Here is an 18,382-nt window from a genome sequence, read left to right on the forward strand (position 1 = left end):
ACACAAATTTGAGCTTTTCATCCATCTTCGTACTTTCATTCCACGGCATAGAGTGGTCCCTCCTATGCCAAAAACTGTAAAGTATGTGTCCGGTATAAAGTGTTAACTATGTGTCGAGTCGTACACAGGCCATTGCCCACCGGCAGTGGCTTTTTTCTTAGGCTGGCTAGAATTCATATATGGCTAAATTTTGGAACTTTGTCTTTTTTCAAGCTGGTTGGTTTGCTTGTGTATTGGGTGCAGCTAATCAGCAGGTGCTATGGCCGGTAATTGGTACTTTAGCCTATATAGCGTTTCATGCATGGCGCTCTCCATCCCCTAGAGCCGAATTGAGCCTCCTATTAAAAGCCCTCTTCTTTGGAATTTGTACTGACTCCCTCATCATGTATTTAGGCTACTTGGATTTCCGAGATGATTGGCCTTCTCCCTTTCTATCCCCTTTATGGATGTGGACTCTTTGGGTGTTAGTGGCCACTACCGTAAACGGTTCCTTATCTTGGTTGCGAGGTAGACCCATCTGGGCAGCCGTATTGGGCGCTATTTCTGGCCCCCTTTCCTATGAGGCTGGCATTCGATTAGGGGCTGGAGGATGGGGTCCCGGAGGTCAAATCACGGGTTTTATCCTAGTTGGCGTCGTATGGGCGATTGCAATGCCTCTCTTTTTCTATTGGGGCCGCACCCCAATCGAGCAGGGACTAGTAAAAAATCTGTAAATTCCCTTGAAAAGTCGCTTGCAAATAATACTGTTTTTATATACAGTAAATCCTAAGTTGTTAAACAGTAGATGAAACTTCGGGAAAAAGCCCAATACACAGTGAAAAAGGAATAAAAAATGGCCTTGGATGACAAAAGAAAATCAGCTTCCTCAGAATTTGAGGGGATGAGTGGAGATAAACAAAAGGCGTTAACAGCAGCCTTAGCGCAAATTGAGAAACAATTTGGCAAAGGCTCGATCATGAGATTGGGCGATGCTGAAATTAGCCAAGATATTCAAGTGGTATCGAGTGGCTCACTTGGCTTGGATATTGCCTTGGGAGTTGGCGGTCTAGCACGTGGTCGTGTGATTGAAATCTACGGTCCAGAATCATCCGGTAAAACAACCTTAACTTTGCATGCGATTGCAGAAATGCAAAAGCTTGGTGGTACTTGCGCATTTATCGACGCTGAACATGCTTTAGATGTTCAGTACGCATCCCGCTTAGGTGTGGATGTGAATAATTTATTGATTTCTCAACCAGATACTGGTGAGCAAGCTTTAGAAATCGCAGATGCTCTAGTGCGCTCCGGCTCAATCGATTTGATCGTCATTGACTCCGTTGCAGCTTTGGTTCCTAAGGCTGAGATTGAAGGCGATATGGGCGACTCATTGCCCGGCTTGCAAGCTCGCTTGATGAGTCAAGCATTACGTAAATTGACTGGCGCTATCAAGCGTACTAACACCACCGTGATCTTTATTAATCAAATTCGCATGAAGATTGGTGTGATGTTTGGTTCGCCAGAGACTACTACTGGTGGTAATGCACTGAAGTTCTACGCTTCTATGCGCTTAGATATTCGCCGTATTGGTAGCATTAAGAAGGGTGACGAAGTCGTTGGTAATGAAACCCGTGTGAAGGTTGTGAAGAACAAAGTTTCTCCTCCATTCCGCGAGGCCATTTTTGACATCATGTACGGTGCCGGTATTTCAAGAGAAGGTGAAATCATTGATATGGGTGTTGAAGCCGATATCGTTGAAAAGTCTGGCTCTTGGTATAGCTATAACGGCGATCGTATTGGTCAGGGTAAAGACAATGTGCGCGATTTCTTGAAAGAGAATCCAGCGATTGCTAAAGATATCGAAGCAAAAATTCGCGAGAAACTAGGCGTCAAATCTGGTTCTGCAGTTGTGACCGATGTCCTCAGCGAGGAAGAGGAAGTCGAATAACCGCGTTGAATAATTCAATGTCAGAGTTAGGCAGCAAAAAACCTAAACAAAGCCCGAGTCTCAAAGCTCGGGCTTTGCGTCTTTTATCGCTCCGAGAATATAGTCGCAAAACTTTAGCCGCCAAGTTGGCCGAATCAGAGGCTAGATGGGCAAGGTTGGGCGCTGAGCAACTGAAGCAAACCTCGCAAGCTACCACTCTTAGTATTGAGGCTGTTTTGGATGATTTTGAGACTCGTGGTTGGTTATCCGACGAGCGATTTGCGGAAGCCTTGGTGCGAAGGCGTAGTGAGCGATATGGGACTCGAAAAATTGCTGATGAGCTAGAGAGGGCGGGGGTGGGTTCGGAGCAATCAGCCAAGCTCCTTGGAGTTTTAAAGGAAACTGAATTTCAGCGGGCATATGATCTTTGGGCAAGAAAATACGGGGAAAAAGCCCAAGATCAAAAAGAACGCGCAAGGCAATATCGGTTTTTAGCGTCTAAGGGTTTTAGTTCAGATGTGGTGGCTAGAATAATTGGCGGCCAAAGCCCTGATTAGGGCAATTACGGATCAAAAATTGCCATTTGCGGCATTGCAACATGATAGACTTATGAAGTCGGTCAAGCCGTTCGCATTTATTCAAATTTGGCTAATTTAGCTATTTCTCGAGTAAGTATGGGATCAAGGCAATATCGGTTTTACTAATCCTCATCGCTTGCTACAAAAGATACCGTTTCGGAGTAATTATGAAAATTCACGAGTACCAGGGCAAAGAACTTCTGCGCCAATTTAATGTGCCTGTTCCAAATGGCATTCCTGCATTTAGTGTAGATGAAGCTATGAAGGCTGCTGAAAAGCTCGGCGGTCCAGTATGGGTTGTGAAGGCTCAAATTCATGCTGGTGGTCGTGGCAAAGGCGGTGGTGTGAAGTTGGCGAGAAGTATGGATGACGTAAAGAAGTACGCATCCGAAATTTTGGGTATGCAACTCAAGACTCACCAGACCGGCCCAGAAGGTCAAAAAGTCAATCGTCTTCTAATTGAAGACGGTGCAGATATCAAAAAAGAGTATTACTTCAGTATCGTTACAGACCGCGCGACACAAAAAAATGTGATCATGGCTTCTAGCGAAGGCGGCATGGATATTGAGGAAGTCGCTGCATCTCATCCAGAAAAAATTATCAAAGTATTTGTTGATCCATTGATTGGAATGACAGATTCTGACTGCGATATCGTCGCAAAAGGTATCGGTGTTCCTGAAGCCTCTATTCCGATGGCTCGTGATGTATTCAAAAACTTGTACAAAACCTATTGGGATACCGATGCTTCATTGGTTGAAATTAACCCATTGATTCTTGAAGGTAATGGCAAGATCAAGGCTTTGGACGCTAAGTTCAACTTTGATCCAAACGCATTATTCCGTCATCCAGAAATCGTTGCTTACCGCGATATCGATGAAGAAGATGCTGCTGAGATTGAAGCTTCTAAATTTGATCTGGCTTACATCTCCTTAGATGGCAATATTGGCTGTCTCGTAAACGGCGCTGGTTTAGCAATGGCAACCATGGATACGATTAAGTTATTCGGTGGCGAGCCTGCAAACTTCTTAGACGTTGGCGGGGGTGCTACTGCAGAAAAAGTGACCGAAGCATTCAAGATCATGCTCAAGAATAAGAGTGTTGAAGCCATTTTGGTCAACATCTTCGGCGGGATTATGCGTTGCGATGTGATCGCTGACGGTGTTGTTACTGCTTGTAAGGCAGTAAACCTCACAGTTCCTTTGGTAGTGCGCATGAAGGGCACTAATGAAGAGTTAGGCAAGAAAATTCTTGTGGACTCTGGTTTGCCAATCATTAGCGCCGACTCAATGGCTGAAGCCGCTACTAAGGTAGTTGCCGCTGTTGCCAAAAACAAATAATTCAGGAATTTCAATATGTCTATTTTGATCAATAAAAACACCAAAGTCATTACACAGGGTATTACTGGTAAGACCGGTCAGTTCCATACTGAAAAATGTCAGGAATACGCAAACGGTAAAAACTGTTTCGTTGCTGGCGTAAATCCTAAAAAGGCTGGCGAGTCTATTTTTAATATTCCAATTTATGCGACTGTTAAAGAGGCTGCCGCCCAAACTGGTGCAACTACTTCTGTCATTTATGTTCCACCTCCAGGCGCAGCCGCTGCAATCTGGGAAGCAGTTGAAGCTGACCTTGATTTCGTGATCTGTATTACAGAAGGTATTCCAGTACGCGACATGCTGGAAGTGCGTAACAAGATGAAAGCTAAAGAAGCTAAGGGCGGCAAGAAAACTTTGTTACTTGGCCCTAACTGCCCAGGAATTATTACTCCTGATGAAATCAAGATCGGTATCATGCCTGGCCATATTCACAAGAAAGGTCGTATTGGTGTTGTGAGTCGCTCTGGTACTTTGACATACGAAGCGGTTGGTCAATTGACCGCAATTGGCTTAGGTCAATCTACTGCAGTAGGTATTGGTGGCGACCCGATTAATGGTTTGAAGCACATCGATGTGATGCGCATGTTTAATGAAGATCCAGAAACAGACGCTGTCATCATGATTGGTGAAATCGGTGGGCCTGATGAGGCTGAGGCAGCTCGCTGGTGTAAAGATAATATGAAGAAGCCAATAGTTGGCTTTATTGCAGGCGTTACTGCCCCTCCGGGTAAGCGGATGGGTCATGCAGGCGCGTTGATTTCTGGGGGCGCAGATACAGCTGACGCTAAGCTTGCTGTGATGGAAGAGTGTGGTTTCAAGGTGACAAAGAACCCATCGGAAATGGCTGCATTGTTAAAAGCTATGTTGTAATGAGCAGTCAAAAAAGGATGCTGAATATTCAGTATCCTTTTTCGTAGTAATCAGTAGTTAAAACATAAAAACGTAGGAGACATCATGGATTTTTCGGCATTTTCTGACGCTACTTTTTGGGCGGCACTCTTATCAATCATTGTTGCGAATATTTTGTTATCGGGTGATAACGCAGTAGTGATTGCTTTAGCATCACGTAACCTACCGCCAGCCCAGCAAAAGAAAGCCATTTTTTGGGGTAGCGCAGCAGCAATTATTTTGCGTGTAGTACTAACCATTACTGCAGTAGCCTTGCTAACCTTGCCTTATCTAAAAATCGTCGGCGGTTTATTGCTGTTGTATATCGGTATTCAGTTATTGTCTGATAGCGGCGGGGAAGAGCATATGGAGGCTAAGACAAGTATTTGGGCGGCCATACGTACAATCTTGATTGCAGACTTAGTCATGAGTTTGGATAACGTTTTAGCTGTAGCCGCGGCCGCACAAAAGGGTCCAGAAGAAACTCGTTTATTGCTTCTGATTATTGGACTTGGAATGTCTATCCCATTAATCATTTTTGGCAGCGCCATGTTGTTAAAGGTGATGGAGCGTTTCCCAATCATTATTACTTTGGGTGCTGGTTTATTAGGCCTTCTAGCTGGTGGTATGTTGGTTGATGATCCAGCTATTAAAGATAGTATCCAAGAGGCATTAGGTGATGCAAAGCTCGCCTTTGAGGTGATTGGTGTCGCAATTGTTATTTTGGTTGGAACCTATTTAAAGAAAAAGAATGCTCACAAAGAAGCGTAAATTTCTTTCCAGGTAATCAGAAAAGCCGGCCTTGAAAGCCGGCTTTTTTACTTCTTAGCCTCATTGAGTTCAAGAGGTATAGACTGGATGATGAGGTATTTCACCTCAGGAGCTAGAAGATATGCAAAGTAAAAATCAGGACAAGCAGGGACAACAAGAGACTCATCAAGAGTCTGGCTTTACGCTGATAGAAGTCATGGTGGTAGTGGCGATCATTGGAATTTTGGTTGCAGTGGCAGTGCCTCAGTATCAGGACTACATTGCTCGTAGCCGAGTTATTGAAGGCATGAATCTTTCCTCCAGCGCAAAGCTTGCCGTCACAGAAGCATTTGCTAGTCGTGGAACTGTGCCTATGGATGAAGCTACAAGTGGGTCTTTCACCTTTACGCCAACACGAAGCGTTAAATTGATTGAAGTTACCCCATCAGGGGCAATTGCGATTGATTACCAAATTAGTGTGGCGCCTGAAGGTAAAAATACATTGCACCTTGTTCCCACCAATGAGCCAGATGCAAACTCGCCTAAGCCAATTGATTTGTCAAAACCTGAGGGCTCAACTTGGGCTGGAGGTTGGTCATGCAGATCGACTGAGACCAATCTGATTTCTCAGTTACTGCCTTCTGAGTGCAGAATTAGTAAATAAAGATTTCTTCTTTTGTAACTATTGATGGGTAAGCCACCTTCGGGTGGCTTTTTAATGAGCTGTTATTACTCAGCCTTCCATTCCCCAGATTTACCGCCACTTTTTTCCAACAGCTTGACATCACTCATCACCATGCCCCGGTCTACTGCTTTGCACATATCATAAATTGTGAGAAGGGCCACTTGGACTGCGGTGAGGGCTTCCATTTCTACGCCTGTTGGCCCCGTAGTTTCTGCTCTTACTTGGCAGGTGATGCTGCTCGTTTTTTGATCCAGTTGAAATTCGAGGCTAACGTGAGTGAGTGCCAGTGGATGACACAGGGGAATTAGATCCGAAGTTCTTTTGGATGCCTGAATACCTGCAATACGAGCAATTCCTAAAACATCACCCTTTTTATGGGTGCCAGCCCCAACCATTTTAAAGGTCTCCGGAAGCATCGTAATAGTCCCGGTAGCAATTGCTATGCGGTGAGTATTGGGCTTATTGCCAACATTAACCATGTGGGCTTGGCCACTGGCATCAAAATGAGTTAGTTTGTTCATGGGATAAGTTTTACCATATAGGGATGCAAGATATAAAGTCGGTTAAAAATATTTCGGTTTGGCAGCGTCTTTTAGCGATGCACCTCGTTCTGGGGCTAGCTTGTACTGGGACTACTCCTCTGTATGCCGCACCTGCTACTGGGGATGTTTCTGTAGAGGGAAATTCTGCCGCCATCCAAAATATTGGTCGGGCGATGCAGTCTCCAGATGCCCGTCCTGCTAATGCTCCAACACGCAGTACTCTTCAAGGTCAGCCAACGATTATTTTGCCCGACATGGGTGATCCAGGCGGTGATGCTTTAAGTCGGGTGGATGAGCGAAGATATGGTGAGTTGATCATGCGCCAAATTAGGCCTGACGCAGATTATTCAAATGATTTACCTATATATGACTATCTCAATCAAATGGAGCGTCGCTTATTACAAGCGGCTAAAAAATTACAACTTGGCGGTGCCAACGAACAAGGTAGCGGTGCCTATAACTTTGAAGTATTTGCGGTCAAAGATAGCAGCATTAATGCATTTGCCTTACCGGGCGGCTTTATTGGTTTTCATACTGGTTTGATAGTCAGTGCAGAGTCGGACTCTGAAGTTGCTTCAGTCATGGGTCATGAAACAGGTCACGTCTTGCAGCGCCACCTAGCCAGACAAATGGATAAACAGACAACAAACACCATGATTGCGATTGCTGGCATGGTATTAGGAGCATTGGCGATGTCGCGTAATCCTCAGGCCGCCGCTGGCTTAATGCAGGGTGGTCAAGCCGCAGCAATCAATAATCAACTGTCTTATTCAAGGGATGCAGAGCGTGAGGCGGATCGTATTGGCTTTCAGATCTTAGATGCTAGTGGATATGATGTGAATGGTGCCCCTGGTTTTTTTCAGCGCTTGCAAAAAGCGACTGGCATTATGGATAAGGGCGTACCAGCATATGTGCGCACCCACCCATTAACTACTGATCGTATTGCTGATATGCAGGATCGCGCACGTACTGTTCCTTCTCGCAATGTACCAACTGCTGTTGAGTTTTATTTTATTAAGGCGCGCGCTCGAATGGAGCAGGCTGGTAGCTCGAGTGGGCTCTACGACTTAAAAAATACTTTTGATAGTCTCAGTAAGCAGCAACCAATTGGTAAACAGATCGAAGGCTTTTATGGGCTTTCACTCATCGCTCAGCGTCAGGGTAAATGGGATCAGGCAGAAGTCGATTTACAACAGGCTCGAAATTTAGCGCAAAAGGCTAGTGCACCGGGCTCGCCGATTCAGCGTCAAAGTCTATCTCTTGAGATTACCGCCTCAGAGCTTGCTTTGGCTAAGGGTAAAAAAGAAGAAGCTTTACAGATTGCACAGGCTGTATTGCGTGCTTATCCTCAGTCTTACGCTGCTGGAGCAGCTATGGTGAATGCCGAGCTCAAGACGGGTCGCACTAATGATGCAATTGCTTGGCTAAAGTCTCGCACCAGATCCCAGCCAAATGAAATTGTTTGGTGGAGCATGCTATCAAATGCGTATGATCAGGCAAATAATGTGCCTATGCGTCACTATGCTTTGGGTGAGAAATATGCGCTTGAGGGTGCTTGGCCATCTGCAATTGAGCAACTCAAAATTGCTCGCAGTGCCGGTAGCTCAGATTTTTACCAAGGTTCGAGCATTGATGCGCGTCTTCGTGAAATGCAAAGGCAATACCAAGATGAGCTCAAAGAGCAGGGTAAACAACTTCCTGGGTAGGTTTAGGTTTTTGGAGTTAAGGCTTTGGTTGTTTCACGAAACCAAATCGCTTAGCTAGCTCTTCAGAATGTATTGGGTCTAGAGGTAATTGTTCGCCATGCCAATTCCAAGACCCACCGAAACTACAGGCCTCTTCGCGAAGCTGGGCTAGCTCGGAAAATTGATCTAAATCGTGATCATGTAAGAGACCGATGCTATCGTGTTCTTCGACTTCAAACTGTTGGGTCTTAAGGTCTTGATAAATTGCTTGCTTAATCGATCCAAGAATATAGATACTGCCATTCTCATCACTAAGCGCAGCGCTTGGTTTCATTTGCGTTTGACATTGGGTCATGAGTTGCTGGCCTTGTTCGCTAGGGATGATCCGGACAATCCAAGGCGTTGCCGCTAGACTAATGAAAACCCGTTGCGGACCATTCTGGAAAAAGAATCTTCCTAATTGGTCGCTCGCGTAATTGCGGGTGATGAATTCATTTAAAGCAATATGCTGAATGACCTGACCTGGTAATTTATTTTGTTGTGCAAATTCGTCAACCATCCGCCATTGACCACGGCGATCTAAGGCTAACCAGCCAAAACAATCTGGCACATTGGGCCATTTAATGAGCGAGCGCAGTACTTGCTCGTCCATATTAATTAATGCAAGCCGTGTGGAGTAGAGGGTGCATCAAACGTATCATCCGTTGAACGACTAGCATGCAGGTGAGCAATACGCCAACCTTGACTATCTTGTAACAGTACTAAAGTGATGTTGAGAAAAAATTCAGCCTCGACTTGATCTGCTCTTAGGTGAACGGCTTCTGTAGTGTCATACACCGCCGCTCCAAGAATAGAGTGGCTAATGCAAGCAATCGGCTCTAAAAAAAAGGCTTGTTTAGATAACAGTCTTTCTAAACCTTCACGAATTTCTGCGTGACCACTGAGACGATGTCCCTCAGGAAGTACGCAAGTGATGGAGTCATCATCTAACCAAATGTCTAACGCACCTTTAACGTCTCGATGACGCAGAGCATCACGCCAAGCCTCAACCACCTCATCTGCATTGTGAAAGAGTCTGGCTAGTTTGGTCATGGTTCATACTTCCTGGGAATTTATTGCAAGGTATTCAGTGTAGCCAAAACTTGCTGCGGGAGGATGTCATTGAGGCACCGTAAGTGACCTAATGGACAGATCTTTTGGTGACAAGGGCTACAGGGAAGATTAAGCCAAAGCACTTTAGACTTATCAGACAAGGGTGGGGTGTGAGCAGGATCGCTAGACCCAAAAATGGCTACCTGAGGAGTTTTCAGTGCTGCTGCAATATGCATTAATCCAGAGTCATTGCTCACTACGGCCTTAGCTATGCCAATCAGAGCAATCGCTTCATCCAAAGAAGTACTGCCACACCAGTTATGTATGTTCGAGTGAAGGCCGGTTTCTGCTTGAATATTTTGTGCAATTTCTTGATCACCTTTACCACCCAAAAGAATGATTTGGGCGTTTGCATCCCCTTCAAGAATATTTTTTGCAAGCTGGGCGAAATGCTTGGTGGGCCAGCGCTTTGTGGGACCATATTCAGCGCCTGGGCAGAATACAAAAAGAGACTTGGGGTTGATGTTGGCCCCTGCCAATTTTTGCTCTACGGACCGCTTTGCAAGAGATGAAACATTAAGTGTTGGTCTTACTGCGGATGATGAATTTTCTTCTTTATCTCGTAAGAGCTGACTAAGGGCGAGGTAGTGCTCTACCATCGGCGGGCGATTGACTTTGCTTGGGTTATCCAGTGATAAATTAATTAAGCCATAACGAAGTTCACCGCGATACCCAATGCGGAATGGAATGTTCGCCAACCAGGGAATGAGTGCGGATTTAAAGCTATTCGGCAAAACAAAGCAGGCTTGATAGTTTTTGGATTGAAGATCTCTTGCTAACTGCTTGCGCAATCTCCACTGTAATTGCTGATGCTCAAATTTTGCTTCAATGACTTCGCTCACTTCATGACAGGCACGATAAATAGGCGCAACCCAGGTGCTCGCAAGTACATCTATTTTTGATTCTGGATATTGCGCCTTGAGCCTTGTCAATAAAGGCTGTGTCATGACAGCATCCCCAATCCAGTTAGGGGCGATGATCAGAATACCTTGCATGTGATGTATCCCGACTCAGCACCCCGAGTTAGCCGGAGGTGCTGATAAGGCTTAGTGTCCGTGTGGCTCTGTGCCAGGAATGAGTTTGTACTCAGCGCCGCAATACGGACACTTTGCTTCCCCGGTTTTGGTGATATCCAAAAATACCCGTGGATGAGAATTCCATGCCGGCGTTTTATTGGTAGGGCAATGCAATGGTAGATCTTTACCATCTACCATCATTGCTTGAGCTTGAGTCATGTTCTGCTTCCTTTTAGCTAAATTTGATTTAACTTATTTAACGTAAGTGAGCCAGGATTTGTACTTGTCGCTTCTGCCATAGACCGCATCGAAATAGATCTTCTGAATTTTTTCAGTGATAGGGCCGCGCTTACCGTCACCAATCGTCCGGTCATCAAGTTCACGAATTGGCGTCACTTCTGCGGCGGTGCCAGTAAAGAAGGCTTCATCAGCAGAGTAGATCTCATCGCGAGTGATACGTTTTTCACGCAACTCAAGTCCCATGTCTTTCACAATCTGAATGATCGAGCCACGGGTGATGCCGTCAAGACAGGAGGCTAAGTCAGGCGTGTAAATAATGCCATTACTGATCATAAAAATATTCTCGCCGGAGCCTTCAGAAACATAACCCTCGGTATCAAGCAATAACGCTTCGTCGTATCCATTGGCGGTGACTTCTTGATTAGCCAGAATGGAGTTGATGTAATAGCCAGATGCTTTGGCGCGCACGAGTGAAGAATTCACGAAGTGGCGGGTAAAGGAAGAGGTTTTAACGCGAATGCCTTTATTGAGGCCATCTTCACCTAAATAAGCACCCCATTCCCATGCGGCGATGGCAGTATGAATACTATTGCCTTTAGGGGAGATGCCCAGTTTTTGGGAGCCAATAAAGATGATGGGGCGGATATAGCAGGATTCCAGCTTATTGCTGTTCACTACGTCAATAATGCCTTTAGTGATCTCTTCCTGGCTATAAGGCATGTTCATTTGGAAGATCTTGGTGCCATTAAAGAGACGTTTAACGTGCTCTGGGAGGCGGAAAATCGCGGTACCTTGGGGGGTTTTATAGGCACGAATACCTTCAAATACGCCCATGCCGTAATGTAGGCTATGGGTTAGAACGTGAATATTGGCCTCACGCCAAGGAATTAGCTTCCCATCGGACCAAATAAAGCCATCGCGGTCGGACATCGACATTTTCTCTACCTTTTATGTCTATAGGCTATATGTAATAGCGGATTAATCGGGATGCCAGGTCAGGGGGTTTTAGGCCTTTTGACTCAAAGTGCGTCCAAACCTCTATTGTAGAGCAGGCTGCCCAGTCGGATGCTTGGGTCCTTCGGTGTGGCAGGGCTAGAGGATTTAGAATGGAGTTTTCCCATAAATCACCATATTTAGCCATCTTCATGCCGGAATCCTTATTTAAAGTTAAGCGTTTAAGCGAATTAGCCCAATCAGGCCAATTAAAGGGAAAACGGGTCTTCATTCGCGCTGACCTCAATGTGCCGCAAGACGAGGCTGGAAATATTACCGAAGACACTCGTATTCGGGCATCCATGCCAGCGGTACAAATGTGTTTGGATGCTGGCGCAGCGGTGATGGTCACTTCACATTTAGGTCGACCCACTGAAGGTGAATTTAAGCCTGAAGATAGTTTGGCTCCGGTAGCGGATCGCATTGCCACTTTACTCAATCGTAAAGTACCTCTAATTAGTAATTGGGTAGACGGCGGCTTTGAAGTCAATCCAGGTGAAATAGTTCTCCTCGAAAATTGCCGTTTAAATGTTGGCGAAAAAAAGAATAATGATGAGTTAGCAAAAAAAATTGCTGCTCTGTGTGATGTATATGTAAATGATGCCTTTGGCACAGCACATCGTGCTGAAGCAACCACGAATGGGGTGGCGAAGTTTGCACCGATTGCTTGTGCTGGGCCACTAATGGCGGCTGAGTTAGATGCTTTGAGTCGTGCGTTAGCAAGTCCGAAGCGCCCGCTCATAGCGATTGTGGCAGGCTCTAAAGTATCTTCTAAGTTGACCATTCTTAAAGCACTCTCTGAAAAAGTAGATGAGTTGATTGTTGGTGGTGGTATTGCGAATACATTTATGTTGGCGAAGGGCTTGTCAATTGGGAAGTCTCTTGCTGAGCCAGACTTGGTTAATGAGGCTCGAGAAATCATGGATCTCATGGAAAAGCGTGGCGCACATGTGCCCATTCCGGAAGATGTCGTGGTCGCGAATGAACTCTCGCCACTAGCTCGCGCAAACCGTGTACCTGCAGATCAAGTTGCAGAAGATGACATGATTTTGGATATTGGCCCTAAAACGGCGGCACGTTTATCGATCATGCTTGCGCATGCTGGCACGATCGTTTGGAATGGTCCTCTCGGTGTATTTGAGATTGATCAGTTTGGTGGTGGTACGAAAATGTTGGCTGCAGCAATTGCTCATTCACCTGCATTCTCGATTGCAGGTGGTGGCGATACTTTGGCAGCGATTGCCAAGTATGGTATTGAAAATCAAGTGGATTACATCTCAACTGGCGGGGGCGCTTTCTTGGAATTTCTCGAAGGCAAAACCCTCCCAGCCTTTGCAGTGCTTGCCGAAAGGGCGAAAGACTAATTATGCTTAGAGCGACCAAAATTATTGCAACCTTAGGGCCAGCATCAGAAAAGCCTGAAGTTTTACGCGACATGATTCGTGCGGGTGTTGATGTGGTCCGCATGAATTTTTCACATGGCACCGTGGCAGATCACAAGGCACGTCACGATTTAGTCCGCAGCATTTCTGCTGAGGTCGGCAGAGAAGTTGGTATCATGGCCGATCTGCAAGGACCAAAGATTCGTGTTGGCAAATTTGTGGACAGTAAAATTTTGCTGAAAGAGGGTGAGAAATTTATTCTCGATGTGGCTTGTGAGCTTGGCAATCAAGAACGTGTTGGCCTCGACTATAAAGAACTGCCTAGCGATGTGAAGTCGGGCGATCGCCTTTTATTAAATGACGGTCTAGTTGTGCTCCGTGTTGAAAGCGTTAAGGGCGGAGAAATTTTCACGCTCGTGGAGCAAGGTGGCCCGCTCTCAAATAATAAAGGCATTAACCGTGCTGGCGGTGGCTTAACCGCACCCGCTTTGACTGAAAAAGATATTGCTGACTTGGATGCAGCCATTGCAATGGGCGTTGATTTTTTAGCGATCAGCTTCCCTAAAGATGGTGCTGATATGGCTTACGCGCGCAAGTTAGCAGATGCTGCTAGCGCTAAGTATGGCGTTGGTAAGGTAAGAACAATTGCTAAAGTAGAGCGTGCAGAAGCGATTGAGCCTGAAGCATTAAAAAGCATTATTGCTGAAAGCGATGGCATCATGGTTGCCCGTGGTGACCTAGCGATTGAAGTTGGCAATGCCGCAGTACCAGCTTTGCAAAAACGCATGATTGCATGGGCTCTTGAAGCCGATAAATTCACAATCACTGCCACCCAAATGATGGAGTCCATGATTAATGCTCCAGTGCCAACGCGTGCAGAAGTCAGCGACGTGGCAAACGCAGTGCTAGATGGTACTGATGCCGTTATGCTTTCCGCTGAATCTGCCGCTGGCATGTATCCAGTTCAAACCATCAAAGCGATGGCAGAGATCTGTGTGGAGGCAGAGAAGTCAGATCGCGTGAAAATAGATACCGATTTCTTGGATCAAACCTTTACGCGGATTGATCAAACGATTGCCTTAGGCGCTTTATTTACCGCTCATCACCTCAATGCAAACGCGATTGCTGCTTTGACTGATTCAGGTTCAACGGCAATTTGGATGAGTCGTCACAATATTCATGTGCCCATCTTTGCATTGACCTCTAAGATTGCCACTCAACGTGCCTTAAGTACTTACCGTAATGTCACGCCAATTGGCTTGGATTACACCAAGGATCGTGACACTGCCTTGCAAGAAGTAGAGGCATGCTTAAAGAAATTAGGGGCAGTCAAAAAAGGCGATACGGTGGTATTAACTTCTGGTGAGCCAATGGGTGAGCCCGGTGGTACCAATACTCTCAAGATCATTCATGTGAAGTAATTCACCACTCATCAAATTTAACTATTTACTCAATACACATTAAGAGAACATCATGGCTTTAGTATCTTTACGACAACTCTTGGATCATGCTGCCGAAAATGGCTATGGCTTACCAGCTTTCAACGTCAATAACTTAGAGCAAGTGACTGCGATTATGGAAGCTGCAAATGAGGCTGATTCTCCAGTGATCATGCAAGCATCCGCTGGCGCTCGTAAATATGCTGGTGAAGCCTTCTTGCGTCATCTGATATCTGCAGCGGTTGAGGCTTACCCCCACATCCCAGTAGTGATGCATCAAGACCATGGTCAAAGCCCAGCAGTCTGTATGGCTGCTATCAAGAGTGGGTTTACGAGCGTTATGATGGATGGCTCCCTAGAGGCTGATGGCAAATCCGTTGCAAGTTATGAATACAACGTAAATGTTTCTAGAGAAGTCGTGAAGTTCTCTCACTCTATTGGCGTTACCGTTGAAGCTGAGCTTGGCGTATTAGGTTCTTTAGAAACTATGCAGGGCGACAAAGAAGATGGCCATGGTGCTGATGGCAAGATGACTCGCGAGCAATTGTTAACGGATGTGGAGCAGGCTGCGGACTTTGTGAAGGCAACTCAGTGTGATGCCTTGGCTATTGCGATTGGTACCAGTCATGGGGCCTATAAATTCACCAAAAAACCTACGGGCGATATTTTGGCAATTGATCGTATTAAAGAAATTCATGCGCGTATTCCGAATACCCACCTGGTAATGCATGGCTCCTCTAGCGTGCCACAAGAGTTGCTCGCTGAGATTCGTGAGTTTGGTGGTGATATGAAAGAAACCTACGGTGTGCCAGTTGAAGAGATTCAAGAGGGCATCAAGAATGGTGTTCGTAAGATCAACATTGATACCGATATTCGTTTGGCGATGACGGGTGCTATCCGTCGTTATCTATTTGAGAACCCAAGCAAATTTGATCCACGTGATTATCTGAAGCCAGCCCGTGAAGCAGCTAAGAAAGTTTGTATTGCGCGTTTCCAAGCATTTGGTTCTGCTGGCCAAGCTTCTAAAATTAAACCGATTCCTTTGGAAAAAATGGCTGAGCTGTATAAGAGCGGCAAGTTAGCTCAGATCGTCAAGTGATTTAAATATGCCCGCTCTATACGCAACTTCGATTAAGTCATTGCCTTTGCTGTCCAAAGGCAAGGTACGTGATGTCTATGCACTGGGCGATGACAAGCTTCTCATGATTACAACGGATCGCTTATCTGCGTTTGATGTAGTGATGGGCGAGCCTATTCCAGAAAAAGGTATTGTCCTCAATCAAATGGCTAACTTTTGGTTTAATAAGTTAAGCAAGGTAATCCCAAACCATTTGACTGGTATCGATCCTGTAACTGTCGTCGCAGCTGATGAAGTGGAGCAAGTTAAGGGGCGCGCAGTAGTTGCGAAGCGTTTAAAGCCTATATTGGTTGAGGCAGTGGTACGAGGCTATCTTGCTGGTAGCGGTTGGAAGGATTACAAAGACACCGGTAAAGTTTGTGGCATTGCATTGCCCGCTGGATTAGAGAACGCCCAAAAATTGCCCAAACCTATTTTCACTCCTGCCGCTAAAGCTGAAGTTGGTGAGCATGATGAAAATATTTCCTTTGAAAAGGTTATTGAGTTGATTGGCGAAAAATTAGCTAATCAAATTCGTGAAGTCAGCATTCGTCTTTATCAAGAAGCTTCTGAATATGCTGCTACTCGCGGAATCATCATTGCTGATACGAAGTTTGAGTTTGGCCTGGATGATGCCGGTCAATTGGTTTTAATGGATGAGATTCTCACGGCAGATTCTTCACGTTTTTGGCCAGCTGAGACCTATTACGTGGGCTCAAACCCACCGTCTTATGACAAGCAGTTTGTACGTGATTGGCTGGAAACTGCTCAGGTAAATGGCCAGCTATGGCCTAAGACAGCGCCTGCGCCACAATTGCCTGCTGAAGTGATTGAAAAGACCGCTCAAAAGTATCGTGAAGCCCTGAGTCGCTTAACTGAGTAGGCCTAACTCAGGGATAATAGAGTCCTTAATAGATATTGACTCGATAGTTAGGGTATTTGGAGAGGTAAATGAGCAAGAAGCCAATAGTCGGAATAGTGATGGGTTCCAATTCAGATTGGGATACCATGCAGCACGCCGCTCAGATGCTTGAGCAATTTGGTATTGCTCACGAAGCAAAAGTACTCTCCGCACACCGCATGCCCGATGATATGTTTCAGTATGCTGAAAACGCCCAAGCTAATGGCTTGCAAGCCATCATTGCTGGTGCAGGTGGAGCAGCTCACTTACCAGGTATGCTGGCCTCTAAAACAATTATTCCGATTTATGGTGTTCCAGTCGCCAGTAAATATTTGCGTGGTGAAGACTCTTTATATTCGATCGTACAAATGCCAAAGGGTGTTCCTGTAGCAACCTTTGCGATTGGCGAAGCTGGTGCAGCAAACGCGGCTTTGCATGTTATTGCAGGCTTAGCTTTGCATGATGCTGATTTGGCTAAGCGTCTTGAAGAGTTCCGCGTGAAGCAATCAGATACCGCGCGTTCTATGAACTTGCCGGGATATTAATTACATGGCAGATCGCATGGAGCCCATTTTGCCGGGTTCGTATTTAGGAATATTAGGTGGCGGTCAATTGGGGCGGATGTTTACTCAGGCTGCTCAAGCGATGGGCTACAAAGTTTGCGTTCTAGATCCGGGCTCTGATAGTCCCGCAGGCTCGATTGCTGAAAAATTTATCCAAGCTGATTACACCAACTCTGCAGCTTTAAAGGAAATGGCATCTCTTTGCTCATCTGTGAGTACTGAGTTTGAAAATGTTCCTGCACAAGCATTGGATGAGTTGGAATCTTTAGGCGTTTTTGTTGCTCCTCGTAGTAGCTGTGTTTCTTTGGCGCAGAACCGGATTGCTGAAAAAAATTTCTTGGCTACCTGGAAGTCTGAAACTAATATTGGGCCAGCTCCAAACTTTGTCATTGAGCACGATGCTGATATTGCGCATACGCCAGGAGAACTGTTCCCTGGGATTTTGAAAACAGCTCGCATGGGTTATGACGGTAAGGGTCAAATCACCGTCCTTGCTGCTGCTGACTTGCCCGCTGCTTGGGCGGAGCTAGGTAAAGTGCCTTGCGTATTAGAAAAACGTATGGAATTGGATTTTGAGGTCTCTGCTTTGGTGGTGCGGGGCTATGACGATACGGTAGTTGCTTATCCCGTCTCTCAAAATATTCATCGCGATGGTATTTTGCATACCTCTACGGTGCCAGCACCATCCTTAAAGCCTGCTCAAGAAAAGAAAATTATTGAAGCGGCCAAAGCGCTGATTCGGAAGATTGATTATGTAGGCGTACTGTGTATTGAATTTTTCATTCTGAAGAATGGAGACATCGTTGCTAATGAGATCGCACCACGCCCCCATAACTCCGGTCACTACACCATGGATGCTTGTGTGAGTAGTCAATTTGAGCAGCAAGTCAGAGCTATGGCTCGCTTGCCATTGGGTGACACTCGTCAATTGGCGCCAGTTTCGATGTTAAATCTTCTAGGCGATCTTTGGTTCGAGGGTAGTGAAGATCAGGCAAAAGAACCTGCCTGGGATAAAGTGCTTGCGCATCCCGATGTGAAGTTGCACCTCTATGGAAAATCAGCTCCCCGTATTGGCAGAAAAATGGGACACATTAATTGCTTAGGTGAAGTTTTAAATGAAGCACGCCAAAATTGTGCAGCTGTTGCTACTGAATTAGGTATCGAGCCCTAGA

At 45.7% G+C, this 18,382-nt stretch carries 20 protein-coding genes; 14 read left to right on the plus strand and 6 right to left on the minus strand.

Going from position 1 to position 18,382, the window contains the following annotated elements; all coding sequences use genetic code 11:
* Positions 1-179: 179 nt before the first annotated feature.
* The 7 genes from VC178_RS09690 to VC178_RS09720 all read left to right on the plus strand — a co-directional run bounded on the left by VC178_RS09690 (position 180) and on the right by VC178_RS09720 (position 6,159).
* Positions 180-713 carry a DUF2878 domain-containing protein gene (locus VC178_RS09690; RefSeq protein ID WP_323482393.1) on the plus strand — a complete coding sequence of 178 codons (534 nt, stop codon included), beginning with the start codon at positions 180-182 and terminating at the stop codon, positions 711-713.
* A 119-nt stretch (positions 714-832) separates the two neighbouring features.
* Positions 833-1,924, plus strand: coding sequence for a recombinase RecA (gene recA / locus VC178_RS09695; RefSeq protein ID WP_215295804.1), 1,092 nt, complete (start codon positions 833-835; stop codon positions 1,922-1,924).
* A 17-nt stretch (positions 1,925-1,941) separates the two neighbouring features.
* Positions 1,942-2,460 carry a recombination regulator RecX gene (gene recX / locus VC178_RS09700; protein WP_323482394.1) on the plus strand — a complete coding sequence of 173 codons (519 nt, stop codon included), beginning with the start codon at positions 1,942-1,944 and terminating at the stop codon, positions 2,458-2,460.
* Between the two features lie 188 nt (positions 2,461-2,648).
* Positions 2,649-3,818: an ADP-forming succinate--CoA ligase subunit beta gene (gene sucC, locus VC178_RS09705; protein WP_323482395.1), complete on the plus strand. Its 1,170-nt coding sequence runs from the start codon at positions 2,649-2,651 to the stop codon at positions 3,816-3,818.
* Positions 3,819-3,833: 15 nt separating this feature from the next.
* Entirely contained in the window at positions 3,834-4,727 is an 894-nt protein-coding gene (gene sucD / locus VC178_RS09710) for a succinate--CoA ligase subunit alpha (RefSeq protein ID WP_215295801.1), read from the plus strand.
* A gap of 84 nt (positions 4,728-4,811) precedes the next feature.
* A complete protein-coding gene (locus tag VC178_RS09715) occupies positions 4,812-5,516 on the plus strand; it encodes a TerC family protein (RefSeq protein ID WP_215318939.1) in 705 nt (234 codons plus the stop codon).
* Between the two features lie 121 nt (positions 5,517-5,637).
* Complete coding sequence (locus VC178_RS09720; protein WP_323482396.1) at positions 5,638-6,159, plus strand: pilin; 522 nt, start codon at positions 5,638-5,640, stop codon at positions 6,157-6,159.
* A 65-nt stretch (positions 6,160-6,224) separates the two neighbouring features.
* On the opposite strand, the gene moaC is transcribed toward VC178_RS09720, so the two are convergent.
* Positions 6,225-6,701 (minus strand): cyclic pyranopterin monophosphate synthase MoaC, encoded by a 477-nt coding sequence (gene moaC / locus VC178_RS09725; protein WP_323482397.1) that lies wholly within the window; start codon positions 6,699-6,701, stop codon positions 6,225-6,227.
* A 23-nt stretch (positions 6,702-6,724) separates the two neighbouring features.
* Here moaC and VC178_RS09730 point away from each other — a divergent pair, with 23 nt between their 5' ends.
* The gene (locus tag VC178_RS09730; protein WP_323482398.1) at positions 6,725-8,428 is read left to right on the plus strand and encodes a M48 family metalloprotease; all 1,704 of its coding nucleotides are present in this window, start codon (positions 6,725-6,727) and stop codon (positions 8,426-8,428) included.
* A 16-nt stretch (positions 8,429-8,444) separates the two neighbouring features.
* On the opposite strand, the gene VC178_RS09735 is transcribed toward VC178_RS09730, so the two are convergent.
* Genes VC178_RS09735 through VC178_RS09755 form a run of 5 tightly spaced genes read right to left on the minus strand, consistent with a single transcriptional unit; the run spans position 8,445 to position 11,751 of the window.
* Positions 8,445-9,059, minus strand: coding sequence for a DUF2946 family protein (locus VC178_RS09735; protein ID WP_323482399.1), 615 nt, complete (start codon positions 9,057-9,059; stop codon positions 8,445-8,447).
* Between the two features lie 5 nt (positions 9,060-9,064).
* Entirely contained in the window at positions 9,065-9,499 is a 435-nt protein-coding gene (locus tag VC178_RS09740) for a nuclear transport factor 2 family protein (RefSeq protein ID WP_323482400.1), read from the minus strand.
* A 20-nt stretch (positions 9,500-9,519) separates the two neighbouring features.
* Positions 9,520-10,554, minus strand: coding sequence for a lipopolysaccharide heptosyltransferase II (gene waaF / locus VC178_RS09745; protein ID WP_323482401.1), 1,035 nt, complete (start codon positions 10,552-10,554; stop codon positions 9,520-9,522).
* 51 nt (positions 10,555-10,605) lie between these two features.
* On the minus strand, positions 10,606-10,794 hold the full coding sequence (locus VC178_RS09750; RefSeq protein ID WP_215295793.1) for a zinc-finger domain-containing protein: 189 nt from the start codon (positions 10,792-10,794) through the stop codon (positions 10,606-10,608).
* Positions 10,795-10,827: 33 nt separating this feature from the next.
* Positions 10,828-11,751, minus strand: a complete 924-nt coding sequence (locus VC178_RS09755; protein WP_323482402.1) for a branched-chain amino acid transaminase — start codon at positions 11,749-11,751, stop codon at positions 10,828-10,830.
* A 209-nt stretch (positions 11,752-11,960) separates the two neighbouring features.
* Between VC178_RS09755 and VC178_RS09760 the strand changes: the two genes are divergently transcribed.
* The 6 genes from VC178_RS09760 to VC178_RS09785 all read left to right on the plus strand — a co-directional run bounded on the left by VC178_RS09760 (position 11,961) and on the right by VC178_RS09785 (position 18,381).
* The gene (locus VC178_RS09760) at positions 11,961-13,172 is read left to right on the plus strand and encodes a phosphoglycerate kinase (RefSeq protein ID WP_323482465.1); all 1,212 of its coding nucleotides are present in this window, start codon (positions 11,961-11,963) and stop codon (positions 13,170-13,172) included.
* A gap of 2 nt (positions 13,173-13,174) precedes the next feature.
* The gene (pyk, locus tag VC178_RS09765; protein WP_215295791.1) at positions 13,175-14,611 is read left to right on the plus strand and encodes a pyruvate kinase; all 1,437 of its coding nucleotides are present in this window, start codon (positions 13,175-13,177) and stop codon (positions 14,609-14,611) included.
* 52 nt (positions 14,612-14,663) lie between these two features.
* Positions 14,664-15,728 carry a class II fructose-bisphosphate aldolase gene (gene fba, locus VC178_RS09770; RefSeq protein WP_323482403.1) on the plus strand — a complete coding sequence of 355 codons (1,065 nt, stop codon included), beginning with the start codon at positions 14,664-14,666 and terminating at the stop codon, positions 15,726-15,728.
* A 7-nt stretch (positions 15,729-15,735) separates the two neighbouring features.
* Positions 15,736-16,629: a phosphoribosylaminoimidazolesuccinocarboxamide synthase gene (locus VC178_RS09775; RefSeq protein ID WP_323482404.1), complete on the plus strand. Its 894-nt coding sequence runs from the start codon at positions 15,736-15,738 to the stop codon at positions 16,627-16,629.
* 68 nt (positions 16,630-16,697) lie between these two features.
* Entirely contained in the window at positions 16,698-17,192 is a 495-nt protein-coding gene (gene purE, locus VC178_RS09780) for a 5-(carboxyamino)imidazole ribonucleotide mutase (RefSeq protein WP_215318924.1), read from the plus strand.
* Between the two features lie 4 nt (positions 17,193-17,196).
* Positions 17,197-18,381, plus strand: coding sequence for a 5-(carboxyamino)imidazole ribonucleotide synthase (locus tag VC178_RS09785; protein ID WP_215295787.1), 1,185 nt, complete (start codon positions 17,197-17,199; stop codon positions 18,379-18,381).
* Position 18,382 lies beyond the last annotated feature (1 nt).

This window comes from Polynucleobacter sp. AP-Sanab-80-C2 (genome assembly GCF_035012965.1).
Lineage (GTDB): Bacteria > Pseudomonadota > Gammaproteobacteria > Burkholderiales > Burkholderiaceae > Polynucleobacter.